Source organism: Acetomicrobium sp. UBA5826, from assembly GCF_002433005.1.
Classification (GTDB): Bacteria; Synergistota; Synergistia; order Synergistales; family Acetomicrobiaceae; genus Acetomicrobium.
In genome coordinates, this window is record NZ_DJHF01000005.1 from 39,184 (window position 1) to 62,500 (window position 23,317).

At 44.3% G+C, this 23,317-nt stretch carries 24 protein-coding genes (1 of these 24 cut by a window edge); 22 read left to right on the forward strand and 2 right to left on the reverse strand.

Annotated elements, in window-relative coordinates; translation table 11 throughout:
* Positions 1-7: 7 nt before the first annotated feature.
* The 6 genes from malQ to B3N34_RS00805 all read left to right on the forward strand — a co-directional run bounded on the left by malQ (position 8) and on the right by B3N34_RS00805 (position 6,984).
* A complete protein-coding gene (malQ, locus tag B3N34_RS00780; protein WP_286973958.1) occupies positions 8-1,492 on the forward strand; it encodes a 4-alpha-glucanotransferase in 1,485 nt (494 codons plus the stop codon).
* Between the two features lie 20 nt (positions 1,493-1,512).
* Positions 1,513-1,914, forward strand: coding sequence for a response regulator (locus B3N34_RS00785; protein WP_286973959.1), 402 nt, complete (start codon positions 1,513-1,515; stop codon positions 1,912-1,914).
* On the forward strand, positions 1,911-2,561 hold the full coding sequence (locus B3N34_RS00790; protein WP_286973960.1) for a hypothetical protein: 651 nt from the start codon (positions 1,911-1,913) through the stop codon (positions 2,559-2,561). Before B3N34_RS00785 ends, B3N34_RS00790 begins: the two co-directional genes overlap by 4 nt.
* A 64-nt stretch (positions 2,562-2,625) precedes the next feature.
* Positions 2,626-3,186 (forward strand): hydrolase, encoded by a 561-nt coding sequence (locus B3N34_RS00795; protein ID WP_286973961.1) that lies wholly within the window; start codon positions 2,626-2,628, stop codon positions 3,184-3,186.
* Position 3,187: 1 nt separating this feature from the next.
* Positions 3,188-4,303 carry a metallophosphoesterase family protein gene (locus tag B3N34_RS00800; protein WP_286973962.1) on the forward strand — a complete coding sequence of 372 codons (1,116 nt, stop codon included), beginning with the start codon at positions 3,188-3,190 and terminating at the stop codon, positions 4,301-4,303.
* Positions 4,300-6,984, forward strand: a complete 2,685-nt coding sequence (locus B3N34_RS00805) for an AAA family ATPase (RefSeq protein WP_286973963.1) — start codon at positions 4,300-4,302, stop codon at positions 6,982-6,984. Before B3N34_RS00800 ends, B3N34_RS00805 begins: the two co-directional genes overlap by 4 nt.
* A 51-nt stretch (positions 6,985-7,035) precedes the next feature.
* Here B3N34_RS00805 and B3N34_RS00810 read toward each other — a convergent pair whose 3' ends face one another.
* The gene (locus B3N34_RS00810; RefSeq protein WP_414632094.1) at positions 7,036-7,443 is read right to left on the reverse strand and encodes a hypothetical protein; all 408 of its coding nucleotides are present in this window, start codon (positions 7,441-7,443) and stop codon (positions 7,036-7,038) included.
* Between the two features lie 133 nt (positions 7,444-7,576).
* Between B3N34_RS00810 and B3N34_RS00815 the strand changes: the two genes are divergently transcribed.
* Both B3N34_RS00815 and B3N34_RS00820 read left to right on the forward strand, forming a co-directional pair.
* On the forward strand, positions 7,577-8,212 hold the full coding sequence (locus B3N34_RS00815; RefSeq protein WP_273002702.1) for a response regulator transcription factor: 636 nt from the start codon (positions 7,577-7,579) through the stop codon (positions 8,210-8,212).
* A complete protein-coding gene (locus B3N34_RS00820) occupies positions 8,212-9,594 on the forward strand; it encodes a sensor histidine kinase (protein ID WP_286973965.1) in 1,383 nt (460 codons plus the stop codon). The genes B3N34_RS00815 and B3N34_RS00820 overlap by 1 nt, the downstream gene beginning before the upstream one ends.
* Here the strand turns inward: B3N34_RS00820 and B3N34_RS00825 are convergent.
* The gene (locus tag B3N34_RS00825; RefSeq protein WP_286973966.1) at positions 9,544-10,062 is read right to left on the reverse strand and encodes a DUF2179 domain-containing protein; all 519 of its coding nucleotides are present in this window, start codon (positions 10,060-10,062) and stop codon (positions 9,544-9,546) included. The genes B3N34_RS00820 and B3N34_RS00825 overlap by 51 nt on opposite strands.
* A gap of 220 nt (positions 10,063-10,282) precedes the next feature.
* On the opposite strand from B3N34_RS00825, the gene B3N34_RS00830 reads away from it, so the two are divergent.
* From B3N34_RS00830 to B3N34_RS00895, 14 genes are all read left to right on the forward strand, one after another.
* Positions 10,283-11,785: a hypothetical protein gene (locus B3N34_RS00830; protein WP_286973967.1), complete on the forward strand. Its 1,503-nt coding sequence runs from the start codon at positions 10,283-10,285 to the stop codon at positions 11,783-11,785.
* A 57-nt stretch (positions 11,786-11,842) separates the two neighbouring features.
* A complete protein-coding gene (gene tyrS / locus B3N34_RS00835; RefSeq protein WP_286973970.1) occupies positions 11,843-13,120 on the forward strand; it encodes a tyrosine--tRNA ligase in 1,278 nt (425 codons plus the stop codon).
* Between the two features lie 24 nt (positions 13,121-13,144).
* Entirely contained in the window at positions 13,145-13,354 is a 210-nt protein-coding gene (locus B3N34_RS00840) for a TOBE domain-containing protein (RefSeq protein WP_286973972.1), read from the forward strand.
* Positions 13,355-13,472: 118 nt separating this feature from the next.
* Entirely contained in the window at positions 13,473-14,324 is an 852-nt protein-coding gene (locus tag B3N34_RS00845; RefSeq protein ID WP_273002707.1) for a lysophospholipid acyltransferase family protein, read from the forward strand.
* A 101-nt stretch (positions 14,325-14,425) separates the two neighbouring features.
* Positions 14,426-15,373 carry a hypothetical protein gene (locus B3N34_RS00850; RefSeq protein WP_286973974.1) on the forward strand — a complete coding sequence of 316 codons (948 nt, stop codon included), beginning with the start codon at positions 14,426-14,428 and terminating at the stop codon, positions 15,371-15,373.
* A gap of 114 nt (positions 15,374-15,487) precedes the next feature.
* Positions 15,488-16,060 carry a glycerol-3-phosphate responsive antiterminator gene (locus B3N34_RS00855; RefSeq protein ID WP_273002709.1) on the forward strand — a complete coding sequence of 191 codons (573 nt, stop codon included), beginning with the start codon at positions 15,488-15,490 and terminating at the stop codon, positions 16,058-16,060.
* 158 nt (positions 16,061-16,218) lie between these two features.
* Positions 16,219-17,217, forward strand: coding sequence for a dihydroxyacetone kinase subunit DhaK (gene dhaK / locus B3N34_RS00860; protein WP_286973977.1), 999 nt, complete (start codon positions 16,219-16,221; stop codon positions 17,215-17,217).
* A 4-nt stretch (positions 17,218-17,221) separates the two neighbouring features.
* Complete coding sequence (gene dhaL / locus B3N34_RS00865; RefSeq protein ID WP_286973979.1) at positions 17,222-17,863, forward strand: dihydroxyacetone kinase subunit DhaL; 642 nt, start codon at positions 17,222-17,224, stop codon at positions 17,861-17,863.
* 3 nt (positions 17,864-17,866) lie between these two features.
* Complete coding sequence (dhaM, locus tag B3N34_RS00870) at positions 17,867-18,268, forward strand: dihydroxyacetone kinase phosphoryl donor subunit DhaM (RefSeq protein ID WP_273002712.1); 402 nt, start codon at positions 17,867-17,869, stop codon at positions 18,266-18,268.
* A gap of 32 nt (positions 18,269-18,300) precedes the next feature.
* Entirely contained in the window at positions 18,301-19,812 is a 1,512-nt protein-coding gene (gene glpK / locus B3N34_RS00875) for a glycerol kinase GlpK (RefSeq protein WP_286973980.1), read from the forward strand.
* Positions 19,813-19,953: 141 nt separating this feature from the next.
* Complete coding sequence (locus B3N34_RS00880; RefSeq protein WP_273002715.1) at positions 19,954-21,432, forward strand: NAD(P)/FAD-dependent oxidoreductase; 1,479 nt, start codon at positions 19,954-19,956, stop codon at positions 21,430-21,432.
* Complete coding sequence (locus tag B3N34_RS00885; protein WP_286973981.1) at positions 21,432-22,685, forward strand: NAD(P)/FAD-dependent oxidoreductase; 1,254 nt, start codon at positions 21,432-21,434, stop codon at positions 22,683-22,685. The genes B3N34_RS00880 and B3N34_RS00885 overlap by 1 nt, the downstream gene beginning before the upstream one ends.
* Positions 22,686-22,690: 5 nt before the next feature.
* On the forward strand, positions 22,691-23,089 hold the full coding sequence (locus tag B3N34_RS00890; protein WP_286973982.1) for a DUF1667 domain-containing protein: 399 nt from the start codon (positions 22,691-22,693) through the stop codon (positions 23,087-23,089).
* A gap of 4 nt (positions 23,090-23,093) precedes the next feature.
* Positions 23,094-23,317, forward strand: the 5' portion of a protein-coding gene (locus B3N34_RS00895) for an HPr family phosphocarrier protein (RefSeq protein ID WP_286973983.1). Its footprint extends 37 nt past the window's final position; only the first 224 of its 261 coding nucleotides appear in the window; its start codon is at positions 23,094-23,096; its stop codon lies off the right edge, out of view.

A 23,317-nucleotide genomic window follows, 5' to 3' on the forward strand; every position in this document is an offset into this window, starting at 1 on the left:
GTGAAATGTGATTCTTTTTGATCGCAGGAAAAGCGGAATATTGCTTCATTTGACATCTCTGCCCTCCGGTTGGGGTACTGGCGATATGGGACCAATGGCATATCACTTCGTAGATTTGCTTGAAGAACTTGGCCAATCCCTGTGGCAGATTTTGCCATTGAATCCCACAGACGGCATTTACGGTTTCTCGCCCTACAGCTCCATTTCGGCCTTTGCGGGTAACCCTATGCTTGTAAGTCCAGAGATGTTGATTCAAGATAAATTTTTAGACGAGTGGGAGCTCTCCCCTAAATTTGCGGACTCAGAGGCAAAATTCGAGGAAGCTTCGGTTGTTCGAAATGATATGTTCAACAGAGCATTGGAAAGATTTCTTCCGGACGACGATTTCAAAAAATTTTGCGATGGCAATGCATGGTGGCTCGAAGATTTTAGTTTATACAAGGCCATTAAATCCAACTTTAAACTACCATGGTATTTCTGGCCAGAGCAATTAAGGAGACGGGAACCTGAGGAGATTGAAAAAGCAAAAAAAGAATTAGCCGAAAAAATATACAGAGAAAAGTTCGTCCAGTATATATTTTTCAACCAGTGGAAGAGGCTTCATAAATATGCGAACTCCAAAGGCATTGAGATATTTGGCGACATGCCTTTGTACGTAGCTCACGACAGCACAGACGTGTGGGCCAATCAGGATATATTTTGTCTGGGAGAGGACGGGATGCCCATTGAAGTAGCAGGCGTTCCTCCCGATTATTTCAGTTCGACAGGCCAGTATTGGGGAAACCCTCTTTATAGGTGGGACGTCATCGAAAGCAATGGATTTGACTGGTGGATAAAGAGAGTCAAGCATGCTTTGGATTTATACGATATAGTAAGAATCGATCATTTTAGAGGATTGTTAGGCTATTGGGCAATTCCCTTTGGTCAGCCCAATGCAGTCAACGGAAAGTGGCTTAAAGGGCCGGCGGAGAAGCTTATACCTGCCTTGAGAAATAGTCTGGGGGAGCTCCCAATAATTGCAGAGGATCTTGGAGACATAACCGATGACGTTCGAGATTTCATGGCAGCCCACGACATACCCGGCATGAGGGTTTTGCTCTTTGGATTAGACAATCCGCAAGGGAACATTCATACTCCCTATCATTATGTAAAACGTTGTGTTGCCTATACGGGAACTCAGGATAACAATACATCTTTGGGGTGGTATTTAGAAGAGGCGTCTAGCAGGGAAATTAGGAATTTGATCCTGCTTTTGGGTCGCAAGACAGGCCCCGGTTCGGTTGCCAGGGACCTGATCAGGTTGATTGAACTCTCAGTAGCAGAGTTGGTTATAATTCCCTATCAAGATATACTAGGGTTAGGTTCTTTTGCTCGAATAAATAAGCCTGCAAGCAGCGATGGGAATTGGCAATGGCGAATGAATGAAAAAATGATGAGTCTTCCGGTGTTAAAATGGTTTAAAGAGATCACGGAGTTCGCGGGTAGGCATTAGCCAATTGACAAATGGGGGATTTGGATAAATACAAAATTTTGGTAGTAGAGGATTCGCCTCTAATTAGAAGAATGATCCAGGATGTATTGGCTAAAGGCGGTTTTCATAACGTTGAGGCCGTATCTCACGGCAAAGCTGCCTGGGACAGACTGTCCGATGAAGGGGAGATCTTCGATCTTGTCATAACAGATATAGAGATGCCGAAGATGGATGGTTTGACGTTGACGAAAAAAATTAAAGAAGACGAGCGTTTGCGACATATACCTGTAATTGTTTTCTCTTCTATCATGGCCGAAGACATCAAAAGAAAAGCTCAAAGCGTCGGAGCTGACGGTCAAATCACGAAACCAGAGATCGACCAATTAATAGTCAGTGTCGGTAAGTTATTAAAAAGAGGGGAGGTTAAAACGGAGAGAGTATGAAGTTGTTGCCACAGTGGGATAAAATTGTAAGCTTTGAAGTGCCTATGTGGACACCTTACGGGCTCGATTACAGGCCGGTGTCCTTTATAGGTGGTGCAGACCGTTTTTTGAAGGACATAGCATTTTTCGCCATGGAACTAGAGAGCGAATTCATATATTTGAAAGGAATTAAGTTTGGAGAAGCTGGGGTTGTTACATACGATAAAACCATAGATCCAGGTAGAGATATGGCCTTTCCTCCCCTCGGTTTTATTATGATTTTTTCTTATTCCAAGGCGATGGAAAAATTAATTTTCTCTTTCCTGAAGGACGACGAAGATGTCAAAGCGGGCATATGTTTTTGCGATCTGTTGGATCGGCAGATGCGTTTGGGAGGATATAAGGCGATTGCCATAATGAGCAATAATCCCTTTTTTGACGACGAGGAATTTTTGGAGAATTTTGTCCGGGAGATGTCTAAAGGTGTCGAGAACAATACTCCTTCATCCATGACGTTCTTTGCAGAAAAATTCGGTTATAGAAGGTTTTTCATTCCCTACGAGACGGATAATATCACTGATCTTACCATATCCGGCATATTTAACAATTTCGAAATAGCAGAGACTGAGTCCATGTTAGGTTCTGTTGACCACCGGCAATTCCGCTAAAAGTGCGCTAAAAGGGCGAAGTTTATTGCATGCTAATACCTTAATTTGGAAAGGAGAGTTTGCTATGGTTGAATTGACGAGAGAAGCGGCATACGATCTTCTCGCAATGCACAATCGGGACGAAAGTCATATTAAGCATGCCATAGCGGTTGAGGCAGCTATGAAATATTTTGCAAGGCTTTTCGGAGAAGACGAAAATTTATGGGGTATTGTTGGACTGCTTCACGATTTGGATTGGGAGGAATGTCCCGAAGAACATCCAAGAAGGGGAGCGGAATGGCTCATGGAAGCCGGATATCCCGATTATGTCGTGCGAGGCGTGTTGGCCCATGCATGGGAGATAACGGGAGTTGAACCTAACAATTTGATGGAAAAGGTCATCTATGCCGTCGACGAGCTTACTGGGTTCGTTATTGCCGTTGCATTGGTCAGGCCGAGCCGTTCGCTTTCGGATTTGACGACCAAGTCGGTTATGAAAAAATGGAAAGATAAGGCTTTTGCTAAGGGGGTAAACAGAGAAGTTATTCAAAAAGGGGCCGATCTCCTTGATATGCCATTGAACGAGTTAATAGATCATGTCATAAAGGCATTGCGCCCGATCGAAAGGGAACTGGGGTTGGGCTAGTTTGAGAATTTTGGTTTGTGCCGACTGGCATGCCGGCGCTCGCACTTGGGGCGTAGACAGGCTGGAAGAAATTATATCTGCCCTATCTCAGATGTATGAAGCAGCCCTGGATTTCAAAGTAGACGCCTTGTTTGTGCTTGGCGATATCTTTCACAGCTTCAGATATCCGGGAGAAGAAGTGATAATGCCTGTTGCCAATTTTTTCTCCAGCGTTTTGTCGCTTCCGTGGAAACCCACGGTTTATTTATTGAAGGGAAATCACGATTGGAGCGGAATCAAAATATGGGAGCTCTTTCAGAGCGATGGGCGGTTTGTTTTTGTCGATGAGGTGACTTATGCGAATATTGGTGATTTCCTTATATTTTTATTGCCTTATTTACGAAAACATGATTGTCCCAAAGAGGAAGAACTGGATGAGTTCTTAAAGTCCCGTTGGAAAGGTGCTCCAAATGCAGATATGCGTTTATGTTTTGCCCATATGGCCGTAGAAGACACTGTTCCAAACCCCTCCGAGTTAACCCTTCCAAAAGATGTGTTAAAAGACCTGGAAATAGATTTGACAATATGCGGACATATACATCGTCACGGAAGGATTTCGGAAGAATCCCCTCCGATCTATTATGCGGGCTCTCCCTTGCGGTTGGACTTTTCTGAGGAAGGGCATTGTACGGGCTTTTACATCATTGACGAGAAAGGAAATATTGAAGATATTCCGATAAACAGCAAAGAACTAATCACTTTGCGCTACGACGACGAAGAAGAAGCCTTTAAATCCCTATCGACTTCATCGCAATTGATCCCGCGTGATGCCTATGTCAGGGTTATTGTTAATAGATCCTCTTTGCCTATATCGCAACTTCTGGATAAATGTAGAAACCTGGGAGGAGAACAGATAGTCGTGGTCGCCGTAAATGAAGGCATGATTTCTGAAATCAGCTCGCCTCAAGACCCCTTCGATATAATTCGGTTATGGAAACATTACATCGAGAGCCAAGAAGAAAATGAATCGACTTTGTTGATTTTAAAAAAAATTGGAGAAAAACTTCTTTCGGGCAAAGATCCTTCGATGATGTGGAATGAGATCAAGTCCTATTTTGAAGCGGGTGAAAGGTATTGAAACTTTTGGAGTTGAAAGTAAGAAACATCCTGGGGTTGAGGGAAGCCGGCATCAAGTTCGACCCTGGAGCTGTTGCAATAGTAGGGCCAAATGGAGCGGGCAAAAGTTCAATATTGGATTCCCTTGTTTTGGCTTTATTTGGTTCTCCTACTCCGGTTAGAGTGGTAAACAACCTTAATGTCATCAGGATGGGCTCATCTGAAGGTCGTGTTATCTGTACTTTCGTTAAAAATGGGGAAGTTTACAGGATAACGAGGAAGTTTAAAGGCCCAAAGGGACAACAAGAGGCGCTGCTGGAAAAAGGTGGCGATGACGGTGGAAAGTGGGATGTTATTGCATCTAACGTTAAAGAAGTTAATGGATGTATTGCAAAAGTCCTATCGCCCTTTGCTGACAGCATGGGTGATGCCAACTTAAGTAAATTGCGCGATGCCTTTATATCCACCGTATTTGTGCCTCAGGGGATGGTTACAAAATTCGTGGATATATCACCAAGCGAGAGGTGGCAGATTTTAACTGCCTCTTTGGGGTTGGAGAGCGAAAGCAAGCTACAAGAAAAGGTTAGAAGAATAGTTCAGGTTGCTACGGCCGAAATTGAAAATGTAAAAGGGTCCCTTCAAAAGGTCGAAGATTTTTTAAACAAGTTACCGCCCGAGGAAGAGATACATCGCGATTTAAAGAACGTGGGTCAAAATCTGAAAGATGTACAGGACAGGTTGGATGCCATTAAAAAGTCTATCGATATAAAAAATAAATTAGTTGAGCTTGAAGCGCAAATAAAACGCCTTTCATCCGAACATGAAGAGGCATCTGTTCTGTATAAAAATATTTACGATGAATACAGGCTTTATGAGGCAAACCAAGCTTTGAAAGGCTTAATTTCAGTGTCTAAGCATTATAGAGAGTTGAATGAAAAAATTAATTCTCTGGAGTCTAATATTCGATACATCAATGAAAAAATTGAGCCTAAAATAACTGAAGTAAACAAATTAAGAGTTGCCTATAAAAATATTTATTCGAAGATACAAAATATCAATAAGTGTGCACAATATAAAGATGAAGCGTTAAAATTATTGGATTTGGCCGAAGGTATAAAATTTTGCAAGGCAGAAATTGAACTTATCGAAGCGGATATCGAAAGGAACAATAAAAGCCTGGACGAACTTTCGAAAAGAAGGCGAACATTATATAGACAAAAGCTTGAGAGAAGCCTGTGCGACGTTATTCAAGAACATAAAAATTTAGCCCATACTATGGTGCGTACTCTCGATGAGATTAGAAGCCGGATAATTGATTGGGTAAAGCAGCTAGCGCCGGATGGAGCTGTAGATTTCGAGCGCTTTAAGGGTGTTGGAGCTATTGAGGTTGCCAGGTCGCTTGTTTTTTCCGACTTGGGAGGGGCTTTGTCTGAGTGGGGAAAGGCCAAGAATCGAACTTTGACTCTTTTGCAAGAGGGCAGGAGGTTGAGGGAAGAGATCAGGTCGCTCGGTTTCGAGGCGCCTCAATCTGGATTGTCCGTTAGAGAAATAGATGCCCTTCTTGGTGAACTGGAAGACAATATTAGAAAGCAAGAGTTTAAAAAGCATCAGCTCATAGGATCCCTGGAGAAAAATTTGAAGGACATGAAGAAAATGCTCCAAGCTGAAAAAAACCTTGAGGAAGCTCTTGGCGGACTTTTGCCGGAAGATGTAGTAAAAGCTGCAAAAGAGAGGGAAGAGTTTTTAAAGGAGTTGGAAGAAATCCGCAACAAAGGCGATTCCCTCAACTCGGAGATCGAGGAATTAAAAGAGAAAAAGAGAAAATTAGAAGGAGAATTGGCACAAGCCGAATGGCAACGGGAAAATACGAAAAATGCACTGCGGGATGCTGCCGAGAACTTCAGAGGATTATGCCGTAAACACGGATTGACTCAAAAAGACAAAACGAAGTTAATGCACCGCGACGACATGACTCATTGTAGTAAAGAAGAAGTGGAAGACGCCAGACGCCGCCTAGATTTATCGCGCGATCTCCTGTCCCGTGCTAAAGTTGAATTTCGAGACTTTAAGCTTAAATTCGAAACGACCCTTCCGGCGTTAGAAACGTTAACAAATCGTAAGCAGGAGCTGGAAGAAGAGGAAGAAAGGTTGAAGAGCGTTTTGAACGAACTGCAATACAATCTCAGACAGAAAGAAGGACTCGAAAAAGAACAAGGGCAGATGAAGGAAAAATACAATGTAATAAGCCAAGCTTTCGATGTTGCAATCAAACTGCAGAAATATACAGATGGCAGAAATTTTGTGCGTTTTTTGAGCGACACCATACTTGAGGGATTACTCAGCGCTGTGAACGAAAACCTTTCTTTTAAAGGGTTTTCGTTAGTCGCAGAAAGGGGGAACCTTTATGTGGCAAGCGGAGGCTACAGGCGCGATGCCGCCAGTTTGTCCGGCGGGGAAAGGGCCATGGTCTCGTTGATGATGTTGAGACATCTTGCGAACAGGGTAGGTTTCAAACAAATTTTATTCATAGACGAAGGCCTTGCTATGTTAGATGATGAGAATTTAGAGATGATGATGGAACTCTTCGACAATTTGGGCAAAGAAGCCTTTGTCGGTGTAATAACTCACGATATGGATTTTGCCTCCCTCTTTCCAAGGCGCATTGAGGTGGAAAAAGGTGTTGTTTCTATGATAAAGTACTAACGCCTAACTGAAGACATCTCCCAAAGGATTAGAAGTTAAAGAATTCGAAAATTAAATATCTTCGCTATCCAGCAATTGCCACTCAATGCCCTTTGGAGTGATATGATAGCGCAGCAATATATAACCGCCGATATGCCCGTCTTCGACGTAGGCTAAACACCACTTTGGTCCGACAAACCAAACCTGACTCTTGTCATAAAGTCCAAATGTTCCTCCCAGCACGCCCTGCCATGGAAAAAGATCTTTTCTTTTAGCCAGTTCGTCTATTACTGTCTCCTTGATGATGCCCTCAGGCCATGATGGTGCAGGGGGAACTGTGGCAATCATTGTATTGTAGCTGTTCTCTAAAGTTACAAGGTCTTGTTTTGTTTGACAAAGTTCCACTCCCAAATAGACAGTTAAAACCACCATTACCATTAAGAGACATGTCAACAGTTTCTTTGAATTCAACGAATTCACCCCCCTTCGTATGATACACCAAAAAATTACATGGCGACAACGATAAGCATCTTTACGTAATCCAAAGTGGTAATAGTTGTATAAAATAAACATGTAGGAAATATTTCGAAAGTCTAAATGGAGGTGAAACAGAGTGGTCATAAAAGTTGTATTGGCAGACGATCACCCGTTAACGAGAGAAGGTTTTAAATCTTATTTGGAGAACAGGGAAAACATAAAACTTGTAGGAGAAGCTTCCGATGGTGAAAGCGCCTTGAAAGTAATAAGAGACCAACTTCCGGATGTTGCTCTCATAGACATACGAATGCCTGGGATCGACGGAGTTACCCTGGTCAGACAAATAAGACAGGAGGAGCTGAAGGTTGCCTGCTTAATGCTCACTTCCTACGATGCCCAGCAATACGTGCTGGCTTCCTTAAGGGCTGGTGCAAAGGGATACATTTTGAAAACGGCGTCGCCCGAAGAGCTTCTGAGAGCGATAGAAATAGTGGCGTCCCAAGGGGTTTATCTGGATAAAGAAGTGGCTACTGCCGTCGAAGAACCAGGCTTTACTCCGGAATCGCTTTCTCCCAGGGAGAGGGAAGTTTTGTTGCTGGCCGGCAGAGGTGAATCCAGCAAAGAAATAGCCTCAAAACTATATATAAGTGAACGGACAGTTCAGACCCATTTGGCATCAATATACGACAAGCTTGGTGCTCGCAATAAAACCGAAGCTTTGTTGTTGGCTTTAAAATATGGCGTTGTTACCTTGGAGGAACTGTTGGAATAATGAAAAAGCACCTGCTTTTGATTCTCACTTTGTTGATATTAATTCCCTCCGTCGCCATCTTAGTAGTAACCGGTTGGGGTGTTGTAGAGCATGAAAAGGCAATGAAAAACATTGCTGAATCATATGTTTTGGATTTAGCTCAATCGGTCGCCATGCAGGTGGACAGACCTCGCTTCATGCGCCGCAATTTAATGATGTCTCGATCTCTTGAATCCTTTGCATTGGATATATCTTTGCCCGGTTGGGTAGCCTTAGTGGATGAAAGCGGCAATTTATTGGCGGCATCTTCCCGGGCGCAGGATGTGCTACCCCAGCTGTGGCAGGGAGGGATACCGGTTGGCAGGGCAATACTTGTCAGGGGACCTTTTGGAGATAATTATACTATAGCAGCCATTCCTACTTCTCAAGGGTGGTATGTGATTGCAGCAGTGGCATGGTCTCAGCTTTTAGGACCGATGGTTCGCTTTTCTCACCTGTGGCCGGTAGCCGTGGGATTGTTGGCTATTGCTGGGGTGTGTGCGGCATGGGCTTTCTGGAGGTGGTTGATAATGCCTTTGCTTTCCCTCGAATCTGAGGTCAGTTCGTTAAAATGGGGGAAGGACCTCCCCAAAAAAGACGATCCGTTCGCAGTTAAGGAGATTCGAAGGCTCAGGAAAGTGTTGTATCAGCTGGCCCAGACGGCTAGGGAAAGGGAGGAGCTTACACAAAGATATGTTTCCGACTTGGTGAGGGTTCAGGAAGAGGAAAGGACCAAGCTTGCGAGGGAAATACACGACGGTCCACTCCAGGATGTCACAGCCTTATTGCAAAGGATATTGCTTTTGAAGCGTGAAAATTGGAGTGATAAGGCTAAAAAATACATAGAAATAGCCGAGGAGAGTGCAACAGAAGCAGTTAAGGAGTTGAGGGGGTTATGCGATAGCCTCTCGCCTCCCTGGTTGGACTTAGGGCTGTCGCAGGCATTGACAGAGCTTACCGATCGACTAGCGCGAGTTTACGGAGTTAAGATACATTTAGAGACTTCTGAGCTTCCGGAGGTGGATAAAGATACAATTCTTGCTTTCTTCAGGATAACTCAAGAGGCAATCAACAATGCAGTCAAACATGGTCATGCAGGTAACGTCTGGATAAAGCTGTCTTATGAGGGCAAATCCTTAATGCTTAGCATTGAAGACGACGGATGCGGTTTTGATTTTGAAGGGGATACAGAAGCCTTAAGGGTGAAAGGGCACAGAGGGATTGCGAATATGATAGAGAGAATGCGCCTGGTTGGAGGTAGTATAGATATCACTACCTCGCGCGGCAAGGGCACGACGGTGGTTTGTACGGTCTCACTTCCCTTTGTTGGCGAAGAAGCCTCCAGTGACGCTTTTGACGTCTGATATGTATATGAAACCCAACCCTTTGACCATATCCAAGACGATGTTGATTTTTTTCCTCTCACAGACTATTTTAAGAATCATTCTTTTGCCGTATTTCCCTTCCCCCTGAAGCACTGTTGTTCCATATCCGGCTTCCCTTAGGCTTTCTACCCTTTCTGCAATCAGGGGACTGCTTTCAGCTATAACTTCGACCAGTGCATATCCGGAAAGCAGCTTCTCTTCCAACATAGATCCTATATAGTTGCCAGCGGCAAACCCCCCGGCATAGAAGACGAGCTCGAGCATGCTCAATTGTCCGCCTCCCAGAACTATCGATAGGGCAATCATATATATGCATACTTCGCAGAAACCAATCATAGCCGCTTTTAATCTCATGCCGCGGACTAACAACAGAATGCGGAGAGTTCCTATCGAGACATCGGCTATCCGCGCGAAAAAAATGAAAAATAGACCCAAGATGGTAGTCACAATTTATCGCTCCCCATGTTTTAAAGATATGGTAGTTATAATGCAGGCGAGATGATATATTATATAAGTTATTGTAAGGGATTTTGCGTCTCACTGTATTTATTATTGTAAATTTCATTAATTCTAGCAAGCATAATTTTTTCTAATTTATTGTATTCCTTATTGTTTCTGCTTAAACAGGTTGTATCATAATAAACTTAGTCAATCTGGAGGGATTTCCTTGGGTGGTTCTAGGGTTAAACGCGCGATCGTTTTTTGGCTCTCTTGTTTTGTCGCTTTAGGAATATTGGTATCAGGTTTGGTTTTTTTGGGCAAACCTGTAGCAAAAGTGGTCCTCACCTCCGCCCTTCCTAGCCCGGACGAAAATTTGTTGTATATCGTATACACAGATCAAAATTCTACTCTGTCGTATCTTGCAAATTACGTTGCTTTTAGTAAAAGCTTTCTTTCAAACCTAAATCTTAGGGAAGCGGATGTTGAGTTGGCAACACTGGTTTTAGTCCTCTTGAAAGATTCGAAAAAAGCCGCATTAATGATGTACCCTGTAGACGGGAAGCTGTACCTGGCCATAGAACCCGACGAAGAAGTTATGCCTTCTATTGAACTGAACAGATTGCCTTTGAAATGGAAAGAGGATTATCCCGATTTAAAGTTTGAGTTAAATGGCGATCGTATGGTCATATATCCCAGCGATAAAAGGAGTATGTGGATGTCTCTGCGGGGAAAGGTCTTGCTTGTTTCCTCATCGGAAGAAGATTTGATCCTCATGGAACAAAACTTCGATAAAAGGGATAAAGGTAAAGACGATTCCTTTAGCATTAAATGGTCTATGTATAAAGAATGGCCCGGACACCTGTTGTGTCATGTACCGGCAAACCTTATACCCTTTGACAGCTTTGACGATATGCCTTTTGACGTAGAGCTGGCTTGGTTTTTAGATGGTGGCAAATTGCAGGCCAAATGTAGATTGGAAGGAATAGAAAGGATCTTTTCGGATGAGGAATTGGCCTTACTGACTCCTCAAAAGTGGAGCGGTAACTATCTTTTGCCAGAACAACGTTCTATCACGTTGGGTATGACGATTCTAGATACCCCGGAATTGGCCAGGGGAGTTTCGATGTTGGCAGATGTGCTTGGTCAAAGTTCGGAGAGTATATTGGAATTTTTAAAGGGGCAGATGGTTTTAACTGTTGGCGGCAGGGCAAATATATTTTCCATCCCCATGCCTGGAGTGCTCTTCCAATTTCCGGATAGAGGGGATATAGGAAAAACTATAATTAGCGGAATTTGGCAAGATAAATTAGCAAGTTTGAGGATTAACAGCAATTCTGTCGCAGGCTACGAGAGCGGAGGAGCGATAAATATTCCGGCGACAATTATCGCGGTAGCCAATGATCAAATGGCCATTATGGGATTCATTTCCTCCGAAAGCCTTCTTAGCGGGATTTCTTTAAAAGATGCCTTTCCAAATGTTGTGGATCGCGAGTATCTTATGTGGACCGATATAAATTTTGCTTCTACTTTTAATGATCTTAAACAAGTTTTGTCGATGGAACGTTTGTTCAACGTAGCTGATCCTGCCGACGAGGCTTTTAAGCAAAAATACGACCAATTATACGAATTTGTAAATAATTTGAAAAATGCCGGGCGATTATTCGTGGGACTTAATGATATATACCATGGAGAACTAATTTGGGAGCTTGAGAATTATATTTCACAATAACACTATTACATTGTGCTACTATGATAAAATATCAAATACATTTCGGGAGGAAGATCGATGCCGGAGAATGTTTTAAAGATACTTCAAGAACGAGGATTTGTAGAGTGGTGTAGTGACCCTGATGAGTTGTCCCAAGTTTTTCAGTCCAGAGTTACCTCAGGATATATAGGTTTCGATCCAACAGCCGACAGCCTTCACGTCGGACATCTTGTCCCCATCATGGGGTTGGCTTGGTTACAACGTGCCGGACATCAGCCAATTGCTGTAGCTGGAGGAGGCACAGGGCTAATTGGAGACCCTTCAGGCAAAACTAAGGAAAGACAGCTTCTAACATTGGAGCAGGTAGAACGCAATTTGTCTGAAATAAAGAAACAGATAGAGCATTTTTTGGATTTCGATTGTGGTGCTTCCTCAGCTAAAATAGTAAATAATTATTCTTGGCTCTCTAAATTGGGGCTTATTGAGTTTTTAAGGGATGTTGGAAAATATTTTACTGTAAATTTCATGATAGCTCGCGATTATGTAAGGAGTCGAATAGAAGATCCTGAAAAGTCCATTACATATACGGAGTTTTCTTACATACTTCTTCAGGCCTATGATTTTTATCACCTGTATCAGCACGAGAACTGCGCCCTGCAAATGGGAGGAAATGACCAACAAATTAACATAATAGCAGGCATAGATCTAATCCGTAAGAAATTGGGAGCAAAGGCGTATGGCCTGACCTACCCATTGCTTTTGACGGCATCGGGACAAAAGTTTGGCAAGACCGAAGAGGGAACGGTTTGGTTGTCGCCTGTGCGCACAACGCCATATAAATTTTACCAATTTTGGATAAACGCCGATGACAGAGATGTGGAGAAGTTTCTGAAGCTCTTTACCTTCCTTCCCATCGATGATATCAAGGAAGTCATGTCACATCACGCCAGGCATCCGGAGCGTCGGGAGGCGCAGAAGATCTTGGCTGGCGAAATTACAAGGGTAGTGCATGGCGATAATGCTGTGGAGAGAGTAAAAAAAGTTAGCGAGATTCTATTTGGAGAGGCTTATACACTTGAAGACCTTACCTGTGAGTTACTTGAAGAAATACGTCAGGAAGTGCCAAGCGGCAATGTAAAAGAGATACCTTCGAGCTTGGTGGATGTCTTAGTCCACGTCGGAGCCTGTGCCAGTAAAAGCGAGGCTCGTCGACTGATTCGCAGTGGCGGCGTGTCGCTGAATGGCGAGAGAGTGGATGAGGAAAATTACGAAATTGACAGCGACAACTTCTTGTATGGAAAATACATGTTGTTAAAACTTGGGAAGAAGAGGTATCATTTGGTTGAGCGGGGATAAATTTAAATAAAGGGGGGATGGGCGATGAAGATAAGCGCAAGAAATGTATTAAAGGGTAAGGTAGTCAAAGTAATCCATGGAGCCGTCAATTCGGAAATTACTCTGGAGTTGCCGGGGGGTCAGCAAGTAGTATCGATCATCACCAAAGCTTCGGCCGAGAGGTTGGGTCTCAAGGAAGGTGTGGATGCCTACGCTGTGATCAAGGCATCGGAAGTAATGGTAGCTACGGACTGAAAAATACACAATTGATGTTTCGCGAGATCTCAAATATAAAAATAAGGCGGTATTAATACCGCCTTATTTTTATAGTAATATTAAACTATAGGGAACCTTAGGCAGGGAGAAATAATAGATGAGTTTAACGGCTAATGTAATAAAAGGTGTCCATTTTGTGGTAAATCCGGGCATAGTGGCAAATGCCCTAAGTTGTATGCTGTATATTACAGCACGAGCTATTAGGGTACGGAAAAATGTTGCCTTAATGAATTTGAAAATTGCCTATCCGGACAAGGATGATCGTTGGAGAAAGGAGATTTTAAAAAAACTGTATTTTCATCTTTCCTTATCGATCATAGAATTTCTCTCTTTGACTAAGAATCCTTCTTTAGTAGCAAAGTGGGTAACGAGGGTGGAGGGGGAAGAATATTTAACAGATATAGCAAAAAAGGGGAGGGGCCTCGTACTTCTTACGGGCCACATTGGCAATTGGGAGCTTTTGGCAGCTTGGTTGGCCCATAGGGGGTATCCGCTGGTAGCGGGCGTTAGGGATCCAAATGATGTCCATGTTTCCGAGTTGTTGTCAAGTTACCGAAAAAAATTGGGCGTCGATACCATACCTAAAAAAAAGATCTTATTAAAGGGCGTTAAATTATTGAGGCAAGGCAAATTTATAGGCGTGTTAGCCGATCAGGACGGAGGAAGGGAGGGGTTAAAACTATCCTTTATGGGAAAAGAGGCGAGCACTGTTGGCGGTCCTGCTGCTTTGAGCTTGATTGCCGGAGTGCCTGTAGTGCCCATAACCTCCTACAGGGTGGCCCCCTTCAAGCATGAGGTATTGGTTTTGCCTCCTATAGAGCCATATGCAACAATGCCACGAGATGATGCTATCATGAAAATGACACAAAGATTTAACGAGATACTAGAGGGCTTTATAAAATTACATCCTGAACAATGGTTATGGTTTCACAGGCGTTGGAGGGCGTGAAATTTTTCATAACGTAAATTGTTTTATTTTGCCCCAAGACTTGTTCTAAAGCTAATATAAATGTAAACTTATATTGGGCATATAGAGGGGGTGATTCGCCCATGCGCCTATTTGAGCTTATGTCTTCTGGAGAGATAGTTAGGTTGCCGGACAGCGATGTGTTGCCGGGCATTCCTTTGGAGTTTTCCCCCCTCGTTGCACTTTTGATGCCTTTCAACAGAGTTCTAATCGGTAGTTCTTTTCGAGAAAGCTATGAAGTGTGGCGTTGGGGTAAGATTGGTAGTGCTCAATGGAGCGAAGTAGCGTTTTGTCGTAATAAACCAAAGGCCTTTGATTTAGGGTTGCTTGGAAAAGTGTTTCTGACCAAGGAATCCGTAAATGCATTGCGTAAAGGCCTGCTCGAGCTTCTCGAGCCCATTGGTGATCACGAGACTACCATTTCTGTATTACAGAGCATCATGCGGAAACGAACGGCTGGGAGCGAAAAAAAGAGCGTCCTTTTGAGGCCCTACGGCAATAATCTGGAAGGAAACATTAAAGATGTGACGTTAGAGACGGCATATTGGGGATTAAGATGGTCTTTGCACTGGAACTTATCGGAATCGTTGACGCGCATGAAGATCTGGCTGTCCCGAGCTATAGATGTTTTAGACCCTTCTTTTTTGTCTCCTCCCCCAATGTGGTTTTCTCTTTCCAAACTTCCCGACGACCAGGTCTTGCGTGAGTGGGAGGAGAGCGGCTTTGTGGCAGACCAACTCAGGCACTTCGAGCTTAGCGACAGCAATCCCACAGTCATCAAAGGTTCAGATATGTACCTGCTGCGATATATTTATCGTTTTAAGGACGTCTTTGAAGCTCAACCTCTGTATACATGGCTTATTCTGAACATGCCTCTTTGGGAAGATCTTCGAACTAAATGCCTGCTTTCGCTATCCGAAGTCCTCCTGGCTTGCTGGGGATTTCGAGAAGCAGTGGAAGCAACGGATGAAATAATGCTTTATGGCAAAAGTGCCCGAGAAATGGGAAACTTAATTGTAATCACTCAATGACAATTCAATTCTGAAATTGACCTGCTTTTTGCTTGCACACCATTGTTTTGCTTGGTAGAATAGATTGTACATGATAGGTTTACCATAAAAGATAAAAAGGGGTTATATATGTTGATGTCAAGGCTTGGCGACTTGAGGAGTTTGATGCAAAAACATCCCATAATACCGGCGTTGAGGTCGTATCAGGATATCGATGTCATTTTAAACATATCGCCTAGATGTGTGTTTATCCTCGAATCTTCTATAGATTCGTTAAAGGATGTAGTTGATAGATTGAGGACAAAGGGACATTTCGTATTTGTTCATGCCGATTTAGTGGAGGGATTGAAGACCGATCCGTCTGGTATTAAATTTTTAGTGCGTCATATAAGCCCCGATGGCATCATAAGCACACACAAAAATGTTCTGGAAGTTGCTAGGGATTTAAACATTTTAACCATATTGCGCATATTTTTGCTCGATTCCCAGGCCTTTAAAAAGGGCAAGCATTTGACTTACAGTATGAATCCCGACTTCGTCGAAGTTCTTCCGGGTATTTCGGTTATTTCGGTGGACGAGACTATTTTAAAGGAAATACCCTTTCCTTTAATTGCCGGCGGATTGGTAAAGACGAAGGAGCAGGCCAATAAAATATTATCGAGGGGAGTTTTGGCGGTTTCGACAAGCGAAAAAAGTTTGTGGGAATGAGGTTAGCAGACAAATCATTTCTTCGGTATTTCCTGGGTCAGAGGATAAAAGAGAAAGCCCCAGTAAAATGTATTTTTTATTGTGCGCTTTCTCTTTTATTATGTCCTTGTGTTGGTATATTTTATGTTATTACAAATATAAAGGAGGTGTAGTGGCTTATGAAAAAATTAATTAATGAAGTTGAAAAAGTTGTAGAGGAATCTCTTCAAGGCCTGGTGAAAGCTCATGCAGATTTGGTCAAGCTGCATCCTTCCGTCAGGGCGGTTTTGAGGGTTGACTCTCCCAAAGAAAAAGTGGCTGTTATATCTGGCGGCGGCAGCGGACACGAGCCAATGCACACTGGATTTGTAGGATTTGGCATGCTCGACGCGGCCTGTCCGGGAGAGATCTTTACTTCTCCGACCCCAGATCAGATGTATGAGGCTGCCAAAACAGTAAATGGAGGAAAGGGTGTGCTGTATATCGTCAAAAATTACAGCGGAGATATAATGAATTTTCAAATGGCTGCCGACATGCTTGCCGGTGAAGGAATACCGGTAGAGCAGGTAATCATTAACGATGATGTGGCCGTAGAGGATTCTTTGTATACTGCCGGCAGACGTGGCGTGGGGGGGACGGTTTTGGCCGAGAAGATTGTTGGCGCAAAAGCAGAGGAAGGTGCTTCTCTGGAAGAAGTGAAAAAGTTGTGCGAAAGAGTCAATGCCAATGTGCGTTCCATGGGAATGGCTTTGACATCGTGTACAGTTCCTGCTGCGGGCAAGCCAACATTTGAACTTGGTCCGGACGAGATGGAAATAGGTATTGGCATTCATGGCGAGCCCGGCAGGCAGCGCATGAAAGTAAAGACTGCCAGAGATATAGTAGAAATGCTTGCTACTGCAGTAGTTGAGGATTTGCCCTTCAAAGCCGGAGACGAAGTTTTAGCCTTTGTAAATGGCATGGGCGGGACTCCTCTTTCTGAGCTTTATATAGTCTATAACGATTTAAGTGATTTTCTTGAAAAGAAGGGCATCAAAATAGTGAGAAATTTAGTGGGAAATTATATAACAAGCCTTGAAATGCAAGGGTGCTCAATAACCCTATTACGTCTTGACGAGGAAATGAAAAGACTGTGGGACGCTCCCGTTTGTACGCCGGGGCTCAGATGGGGGATGTAAGAAGTTGGATAACGGGAAACTTGACGTAACAAAGGCTATAGAGGCGGTAAAAAGAATAAAAGATATTGTAGACGCCAATAAGGAATACCTGACAGAACTTGATTCGGCGATAGGTGATGCGGACCATGGCATAAACATGAGCCGGGGCTTTACTAAAGCTCTGGAGAAAGTAAAAAGCAACGAATATAACGATATAGGCTCGGTGTTTAAGGACGTGGCTATGACGCTGATGAGTACCGTAGGAGGAGCTGCAGGGCCCCTCTATGGCACATTTTTTATGAAGGCGTCGATGAAACTTGCCGCCCAAAAGGAAGCGGATCTTTCGTTGTTGGCACAGGCCTTTCGAGAGGGTTTGCAGGGTGTAGTGGCCTTGGGCAAAGCTCAACTTTCCGACAAGACCATGGTGGATGCCCTTACTCCAGCCGTAGAAGCGTTGGAATCCGCTGCGAAAGACGGATTGACGTTAAAGCAGGGATTGGAAAAAGCCCTGGCAATGGCAGAAAAAGGCATGAAGGATACCATACCGATGGTCGCCAGAAAGGGGCGAGCAAGCTATTTGGGCGAAAGGTCAGCCGGACACCAGGACCCGGGAGCTACGTCGAGTTATTTGATATTAAAGGCCTTTTACGATGCTCTGGAGGGTTAGTGTATGATTGGCATTCTCGTCGTTTGTCATAGTTTTAAAGCCTCTAGCGGGATTGCGGAAATAGCTCTTCAAATGGCTGGAGAAAAGGCAAGAGTAGTTGGAGTTGGAGGCAATGAGGAAGGGGGTATCGGTACTTCCACAGGAAAGATATACGAAGCACTCCTTGACCTTTTGGACGAATGCGATGGCATTGTCATCCTGCCTGATTTGGGTAGCGCCGTTTTATCTGCTAAGGCTGCGCTAGATTTCTTAGAGGAGGAACAAAAAAGCAGGGTTTTAATTGCCGATGCCCCTGTTTTAGAGGGAGCAGTCATGGCTGTCGTGGAGGCGAGTACAGGTTCTTCTTTGGAGAAGGTCAAGCAGGTTGCCGAAGAGGCTCACTCATTAAAAAAGTTAAGAGTTTAAAATAGCAATAAAAACAAAAGGAGGAGATCGGGATGATTAAGAAGTACGTGGCCGCTATCGATCAGGGGACTACCAGCACGAGGTGCATGATATTCGATCAGGAGGGCAATCCGGTATCGAGTAGCCAGATGGAGCACGAGCAGATATATCCGCAACCCGGCTGGGTTGAACATGATCCTATGGAAATCTGGTCTCGTACTCAGGACGTTATTCGAGGGGCCTTGGAAAAGGGCAATATCGATCCCAATGAAATAGCAGCTGTTGGCATCACAAACCAAAGGGAAACCACTGTGGTGTGGGACAAAAACACCGGCAAGCCTATTTATAACGCTATCGTGTGGCAATGCATGAGGACTCAGGACTTCTGCCTAGAGTGGGAGAAGGAGCCAGGCGCTAACGAGAAAGTCAACCAAAAAACGGGTCTTGTTATAAGCACCTATTTTTCCGGACCGAAGATCAAATGGATTCTGGACAATGTGCCAGGCGCCAAAGAGAAAGCTCAGAGGGGTGAGCTGCTGTTCGGTAATATCGATACTTGGTTGATATGGAATTTGACCGGCGGTCCCAATGGCGGTGTCCACGTTACGGATATGTCTAACGCGTCAAGGACTATGCTTATGAATATCAAAACATTGCAATGGGACGACGAAATGCTGGATTTTCTTGGTATTCCCAAATCCATGTTGCCTCAAATTAAGCCAAGCAGCTGCGTATATGGGAATACCGCGCCAAACGGGGCTTTTAAGGCAAGCATTCCTGTAGCAGGAGATTTAGGTGACCAGCAGGCAGCTGTTTTTGGACAGGTATGTTACGATGTTGGGGAAGCAAAGAATACTTACGGCACGGGAAACTTCATGTTGCTGAATATAGGAAAAACACCCACTCTTTCTAAAAGCGGATTGCTCACTACTGTTGCTTATAGTCTCAAGGAAGGAGAAGCGGTTTATGCCTTAGAGGGCTCCATGGCCATTACCGGAGCTGCTATTCAATGGTTGCGTGATAATTTAGGGCTCTTTGACGATGCAGCAGACTCTGAATGGTTTGCCAGTAAAGTTAAGGATACAGGTGGTATATACTTTGTCCCTGCCTTCTCAGGTCTTTTTGCTCCCTACTGGGATATGAGGGCAAGGGGATGTATCGTTGGTTTGACTAGATATATTCGCAAGGAACATATAATTAGGGCAACCTTGGAATCTATATGCTATCAAACATTGGATGTGCAAAAGGCGATGGAGGCCGATTCCGGCGTTCCTTTGACGGAACTCAAGGTAGACGGCGGTGCTGTGCGCAACAATCTTTTAATGCAGCTACAGGCGGATCTTTTGGGCGTTCCCGTCATCCGGCCAATGGTCAATGAAACGACTGCATTGGGGGCTGCTTATGCTGCCGGATTGGCTACAGGTTTTTGGACGAGCTTGGATGAGCTTAGAAAACACTGGAAGGTGGACAAGAAATTCGAGCCTGTTATGAGTGCAGAAAAAAGAGAGGAAATGTACAGAGGCTGGAAAAAGGCTATAGAGAAAGCCAAGGGATGGATTGACTAATTTAACTATCTTCGACCAACTTGTAATGATTAGGTAAATTAGGAGACGGTGCATGAGAGGGAGAGGGGTGCACATAATGATGTGCCTTTCTCCCTCTTTAATTTTTTGAGGGGTGTCAATAGTACCTCAGGAGGTGTTCTTGTGAGTACTCAATATTACGACATTATTATTATTGGCGGAGGGATAGTTGGATCTACGATCGCACGAGAACTGTCCCGTTACGATGTTAGGGTAGCCGTGCTTGACAAAGCCGCAGAATTGCCATCAGGAGCTTCTAGGGCAAATAGTGGCATGGTTCATGCAGGCTACGACGATAAACCAGGAACCGTCAAAGCCCATTTTTGCCCGAAAGGCAATGAGATGTACAGGAATCTCTACGAAGAGCTCGATTTCACTCTCAACAAGGTAGGATCCTATGTTTGCGCCTTAGCCGAAAATGAGATACCTCATCTCAATTTGCTTTTAGAGCAGGGCAGAAAAAACGGCGTACCTTCGCTGGAGATTATAAGCGGGGACGAATTGAGATCTCGTGAGCCAAATGCATCCAAAGATATCATTGCAGCTTTATGGGCACCAACGGGTTGCATCATAAATAACTTCGAGGCGGTTTTAGCTTTTATGGACAATGCGCAACAAAACGGAGTGGAGCTATTTTTGGAGACGGAAGTTTCAGATGTCCTCCTGTCTCAGGATAAAAGACAGGTAGTTGGAGTTAATACGAATAAAGGTCTATTCCTTTCCCCCATCGTTATCAACGCAGCAGGAGTTCATTCCGATGAAATAGCCAAAAAAGTTGGCGACGAGAGCTTTGTGATCCATCCAAGAAGGGGAGATTATTTCATCACCGACAAATATGTGGGGAATCTCGTAAAAAGCTTTTTCTTCCCATGCCCTTCCGAAGCGGGAAAGGGAATAACGGTGGCACCTACCGCTGATCACAACCTTTTGATGGGACCCACATCTATATTTCAACTAGATCGCGACAAAACGGCAACCACAAGAGACGGATTGGAACAGGTCATAGAAGGTGCGAGAAGACTTATACCGTCCATTCCTATGAATATGGCGATAACGACATTTGCAGGATTAAGAGCTGATCCTGACACAGGAGATTTTGTAATAAACATCTTAAAAAGACCCCATGGATTTGTTAACGTGGCCGGCATCAAATCTCCCGGTTTTACTTCTGCTCCCGCTATTGCCCAGCATATTGTAGAGAGAATGAAAGACGAGCTAAAGGACTTGGTGGATTTCAAACCTGACAAAAATTTTGTTCCGGAACGAAAGCATATTCCTCGATTCGCGTATCTTTCCATGGAAGAAAGATCTGCCCTGGCAAAGAAAGATCCTAGATATGCACAAATAGTCTGCAGATGTGAAAGCGTTACGGAAGGCCAGGTCGTAGAAGCAATAAGAAGGGGAGCCAAAACAGTAGCGGCTGTGAAAATTTGGACGCGCGCGGGAGCCGGCAGATGTCAGGGGGGATTTTGTGGGCCAAGGGTGATCGAAATCTTGTCTAGGGAGCTCAATATTCCCATGGAGGAAGTTACCAGGCACGGAGGTCATTCTCGAATGCTGGTAGGCAAGACCAAGGAGTATTGGTTTAGGGAGGGTATGTGATGAGCGATATTATCGTTGATGTAGCTGTTATTGGTGCAGGCCCTGCCGGGATAGCAGCCGGCGTAGGTGCCAAAGAGGCCGGAGCAGAAAAAGTAGCCATATTTGAAAGGGATTGGGATTTGGGTGGCATATTGCAACAGTGTATACATCCAGGTTTTGGCTTACATGCCTTTGGTGAAGAATTGACGGGCCCTGAGTATGTACATCGTTGGATAAGTAAAGCTCGTGAAGCCGGGGTGGAATTTTGGACCAATTCTATGGTCTTTCATATGGAGGACGATGGTTCTTTTTGGATAATGAACCCCTCTTTGGGCATTAAAAGGGTGGTATCCAAATCTTTGGTCTTGGCAATGGGTTGTCGCGAAAGACCTTTAGGCGCTCTTGGAATTCCCGGAACGCGTCCGGCAGGAATATATACAGCCGGCACGGCGCAAAGGTTAGTGAATATGGAAGGCTATATGCCTGGCAACAGGGTCGTAATTTTAGGCTCCGGAGATGTGGGGTTAATAATGGCAAGGAGGATGATATGGGAAGGGGCGGAAGTATTGGGCGTTTACGAGATAATGCCCTGGCCGGGCGGCCTTAGGCGAAATATAGCTCAATGCCTCGATGATTACGGTATTCCCTTTTATTTAGAGGAAACAGTAATAGAAGTGCACGGAAAGGACAGGTTGGAGGGGGTAACTGTTGCAAAAGTTGACAAAAATCGTAATCCTATTGTAGGAACGGAGAAATTTTTGGGATGCGATACTTTGCTTTTGGCTGTGGGGCTCATTCCTGAAAACGAACTTTCGAGAATGGCCAATGTTGAAATAAATCCAGTTACACAGGGTCCGATTGTGAATGAGTTTCTTCAGACCACAAAGCCAAATATATTTGCTGCGGGCAATGTGGTTATCGTATATGACTTGGTAGACTGGGTAAGCATGGAAGGAGAGAGGGCGGGCAGGAATGCAGCGCTTTTTGCAGCCGGAAAGTTCAAACCCGGCGAAAAAAAGATAAAGGTTTCCGGCGGAGACAACGTTAGGCTGTATTCTCCTCAATGGCTTTCGGGGCAGAGCGATGCGACCATTTATATGCGAGTTACACAGCCTATAGAAAAAAGCTGTAAAGTCGTAGTTGAACCTGGGTTATACGAGAAAAGGCTTAGATATGCTAGGCCGGGAGAGATGAACGAAGCTCATGTTAAACTTCAAGATCTCCAGGCTCTGGGGGATGTCGATGAGATCGTAGTCGACATAAAGGAGGTGTAAGCAAAATGTCCGAGGAAAGGAGAATAATATGTACTGCTTGTCCTGTGGGTTGTTTTATGATTGCCAAAGAAGAAAACGGTCATGTCGTATCGATTTCAGGCAATAGCTGCCCAAGGGGAGAGGAGTACGCTAAAATAGAAATGACCGACCCGCGTCGAGTGTTTGCATCAACCGTAAGGGTTGAAGGCGGCGCTCTGCTCGTGTGCCCCGTGCGCAGTAAAGAGCCTGTACCGAAAGATAAGATTTTCGAGATAACTAAAGCCGTTGCGCACGTAACGGTCAAAGCTCCCCTTGAAATAGGACAGGTTATAATTAAAAATGTCTGCGATACTGGGGTAGACATAGTCGCAAGCAGATCTCTGCCCACAAAACAATCCGTGGAACTCGTTTCGCAAGGAGGTTAAAGAAGTGATCGAGAAGGAAGTAGTGGTAAAAAACCCGCATGGTTTGCATGCCAGGCCGGCAGCATTGTTCGTTCAAAAAGCAGCAGCCTTTCCGTGCAAGATAACCTTATCCAAAAATGATAAGGAAGTCGATGCCAAAAGCATATTGGCCGTCATGAGCCTAGGTATTGAGCCGAATGAAAAAATCATCTTGAAGGCTGATGGGGAGGGAGAAGAGGAGGCCTTGGA

Excerpts from the sequence above, each read along its gene's own strand:
- B3N34_RS00790 (WP_286973960.1), top strand. The coding sequence starts at position 1,911 with ATGAAGTTGTTGCCACAGTGGGATAAAATTGTAAGCTTTGAAGTGCCT.
- B3N34_RS00795 (WP_286973961.1), top strand. The coding sequence starts at position 2,626 with ATGGTTGAATTGACGAGAGAAGCGGCATACGATCTTCTCGCAATGCAC.
- B3N34_RS00820 (WP_286973965.1), top strand. The coding sequence starts at position 8,212 with ATGAAAAAGCACCTGCTTTTGATTCTCACTTTGTTGATATTAATTCCC.
- tyrS (WP_286973970.1), top strand. The coding sequence starts at position 11,843 with ATGCCGGAGAATGTTTTAAAGATACTTCAAGAACGAGGATTTGTAGAG.
- B3N34_RS00840 (WP_286973972.1), top strand. The coding sequence starts at position 13,145 with ATGAAGATAAGCGCAAGAAATGTATTAAAGGGTAAGGTAGTCAAAGTA.
- B3N34_RS00845 (WP_273002707.1), top strand. The coding sequence starts at position 13,473 with ATGAGTTTAACGGCTAATGTAATAAAAGGTGTCCATTTTGTGGTAAAT.
- B3N34_RS00850 (WP_286973974.1), top strand. The coding sequence starts at position 14,426 with ATGCGCCTATTTGAGCTTATGTCTTCTGGAGAGATAGTTAGGTTGCCG.
- B3N34_RS00855 (WP_273002709.1), top strand. The coding sequence starts at position 15,488 with ATGTCAAGGCTTGGCGACTTGAGGAGTTTGATGCAAAAACATCCCATA.
- dhaK (WP_286973977.1), top strand. The coding sequence starts at position 16,219 with ATGAAAAAATTAATTAATGAAGTTGAAAAAGTTGTAGAGGAATCTCTT.
- dhaM (WP_273002712.1), top strand. The coding sequence starts at position 17,867 with ATGATTGGCATTCTCGTCGTTTGTCATAGTTTTAAAGCCTCTAGCGGG.
- glpK (WP_286973980.1), top strand. The coding sequence starts at position 18,301 with ATGATTAAGAAGTACGTGGCCGCTATCGATCAGGGGACTACCAGCACG.
- B3N34_RS00885 (WP_286973981.1), top strand. The coding sequence starts at position 21,432 with ATGAGCGATATTATCGTTGATGTAGCTGTTATTGGTGCAGGCCCTGCC.
- B3N34_RS00890 (WP_286973982.1), top strand. The coding sequence starts at position 22,691 with ATGTCCGAGGAAAGGAGAATAATATGTACTGCTTGTCCTGTGGGTTGT.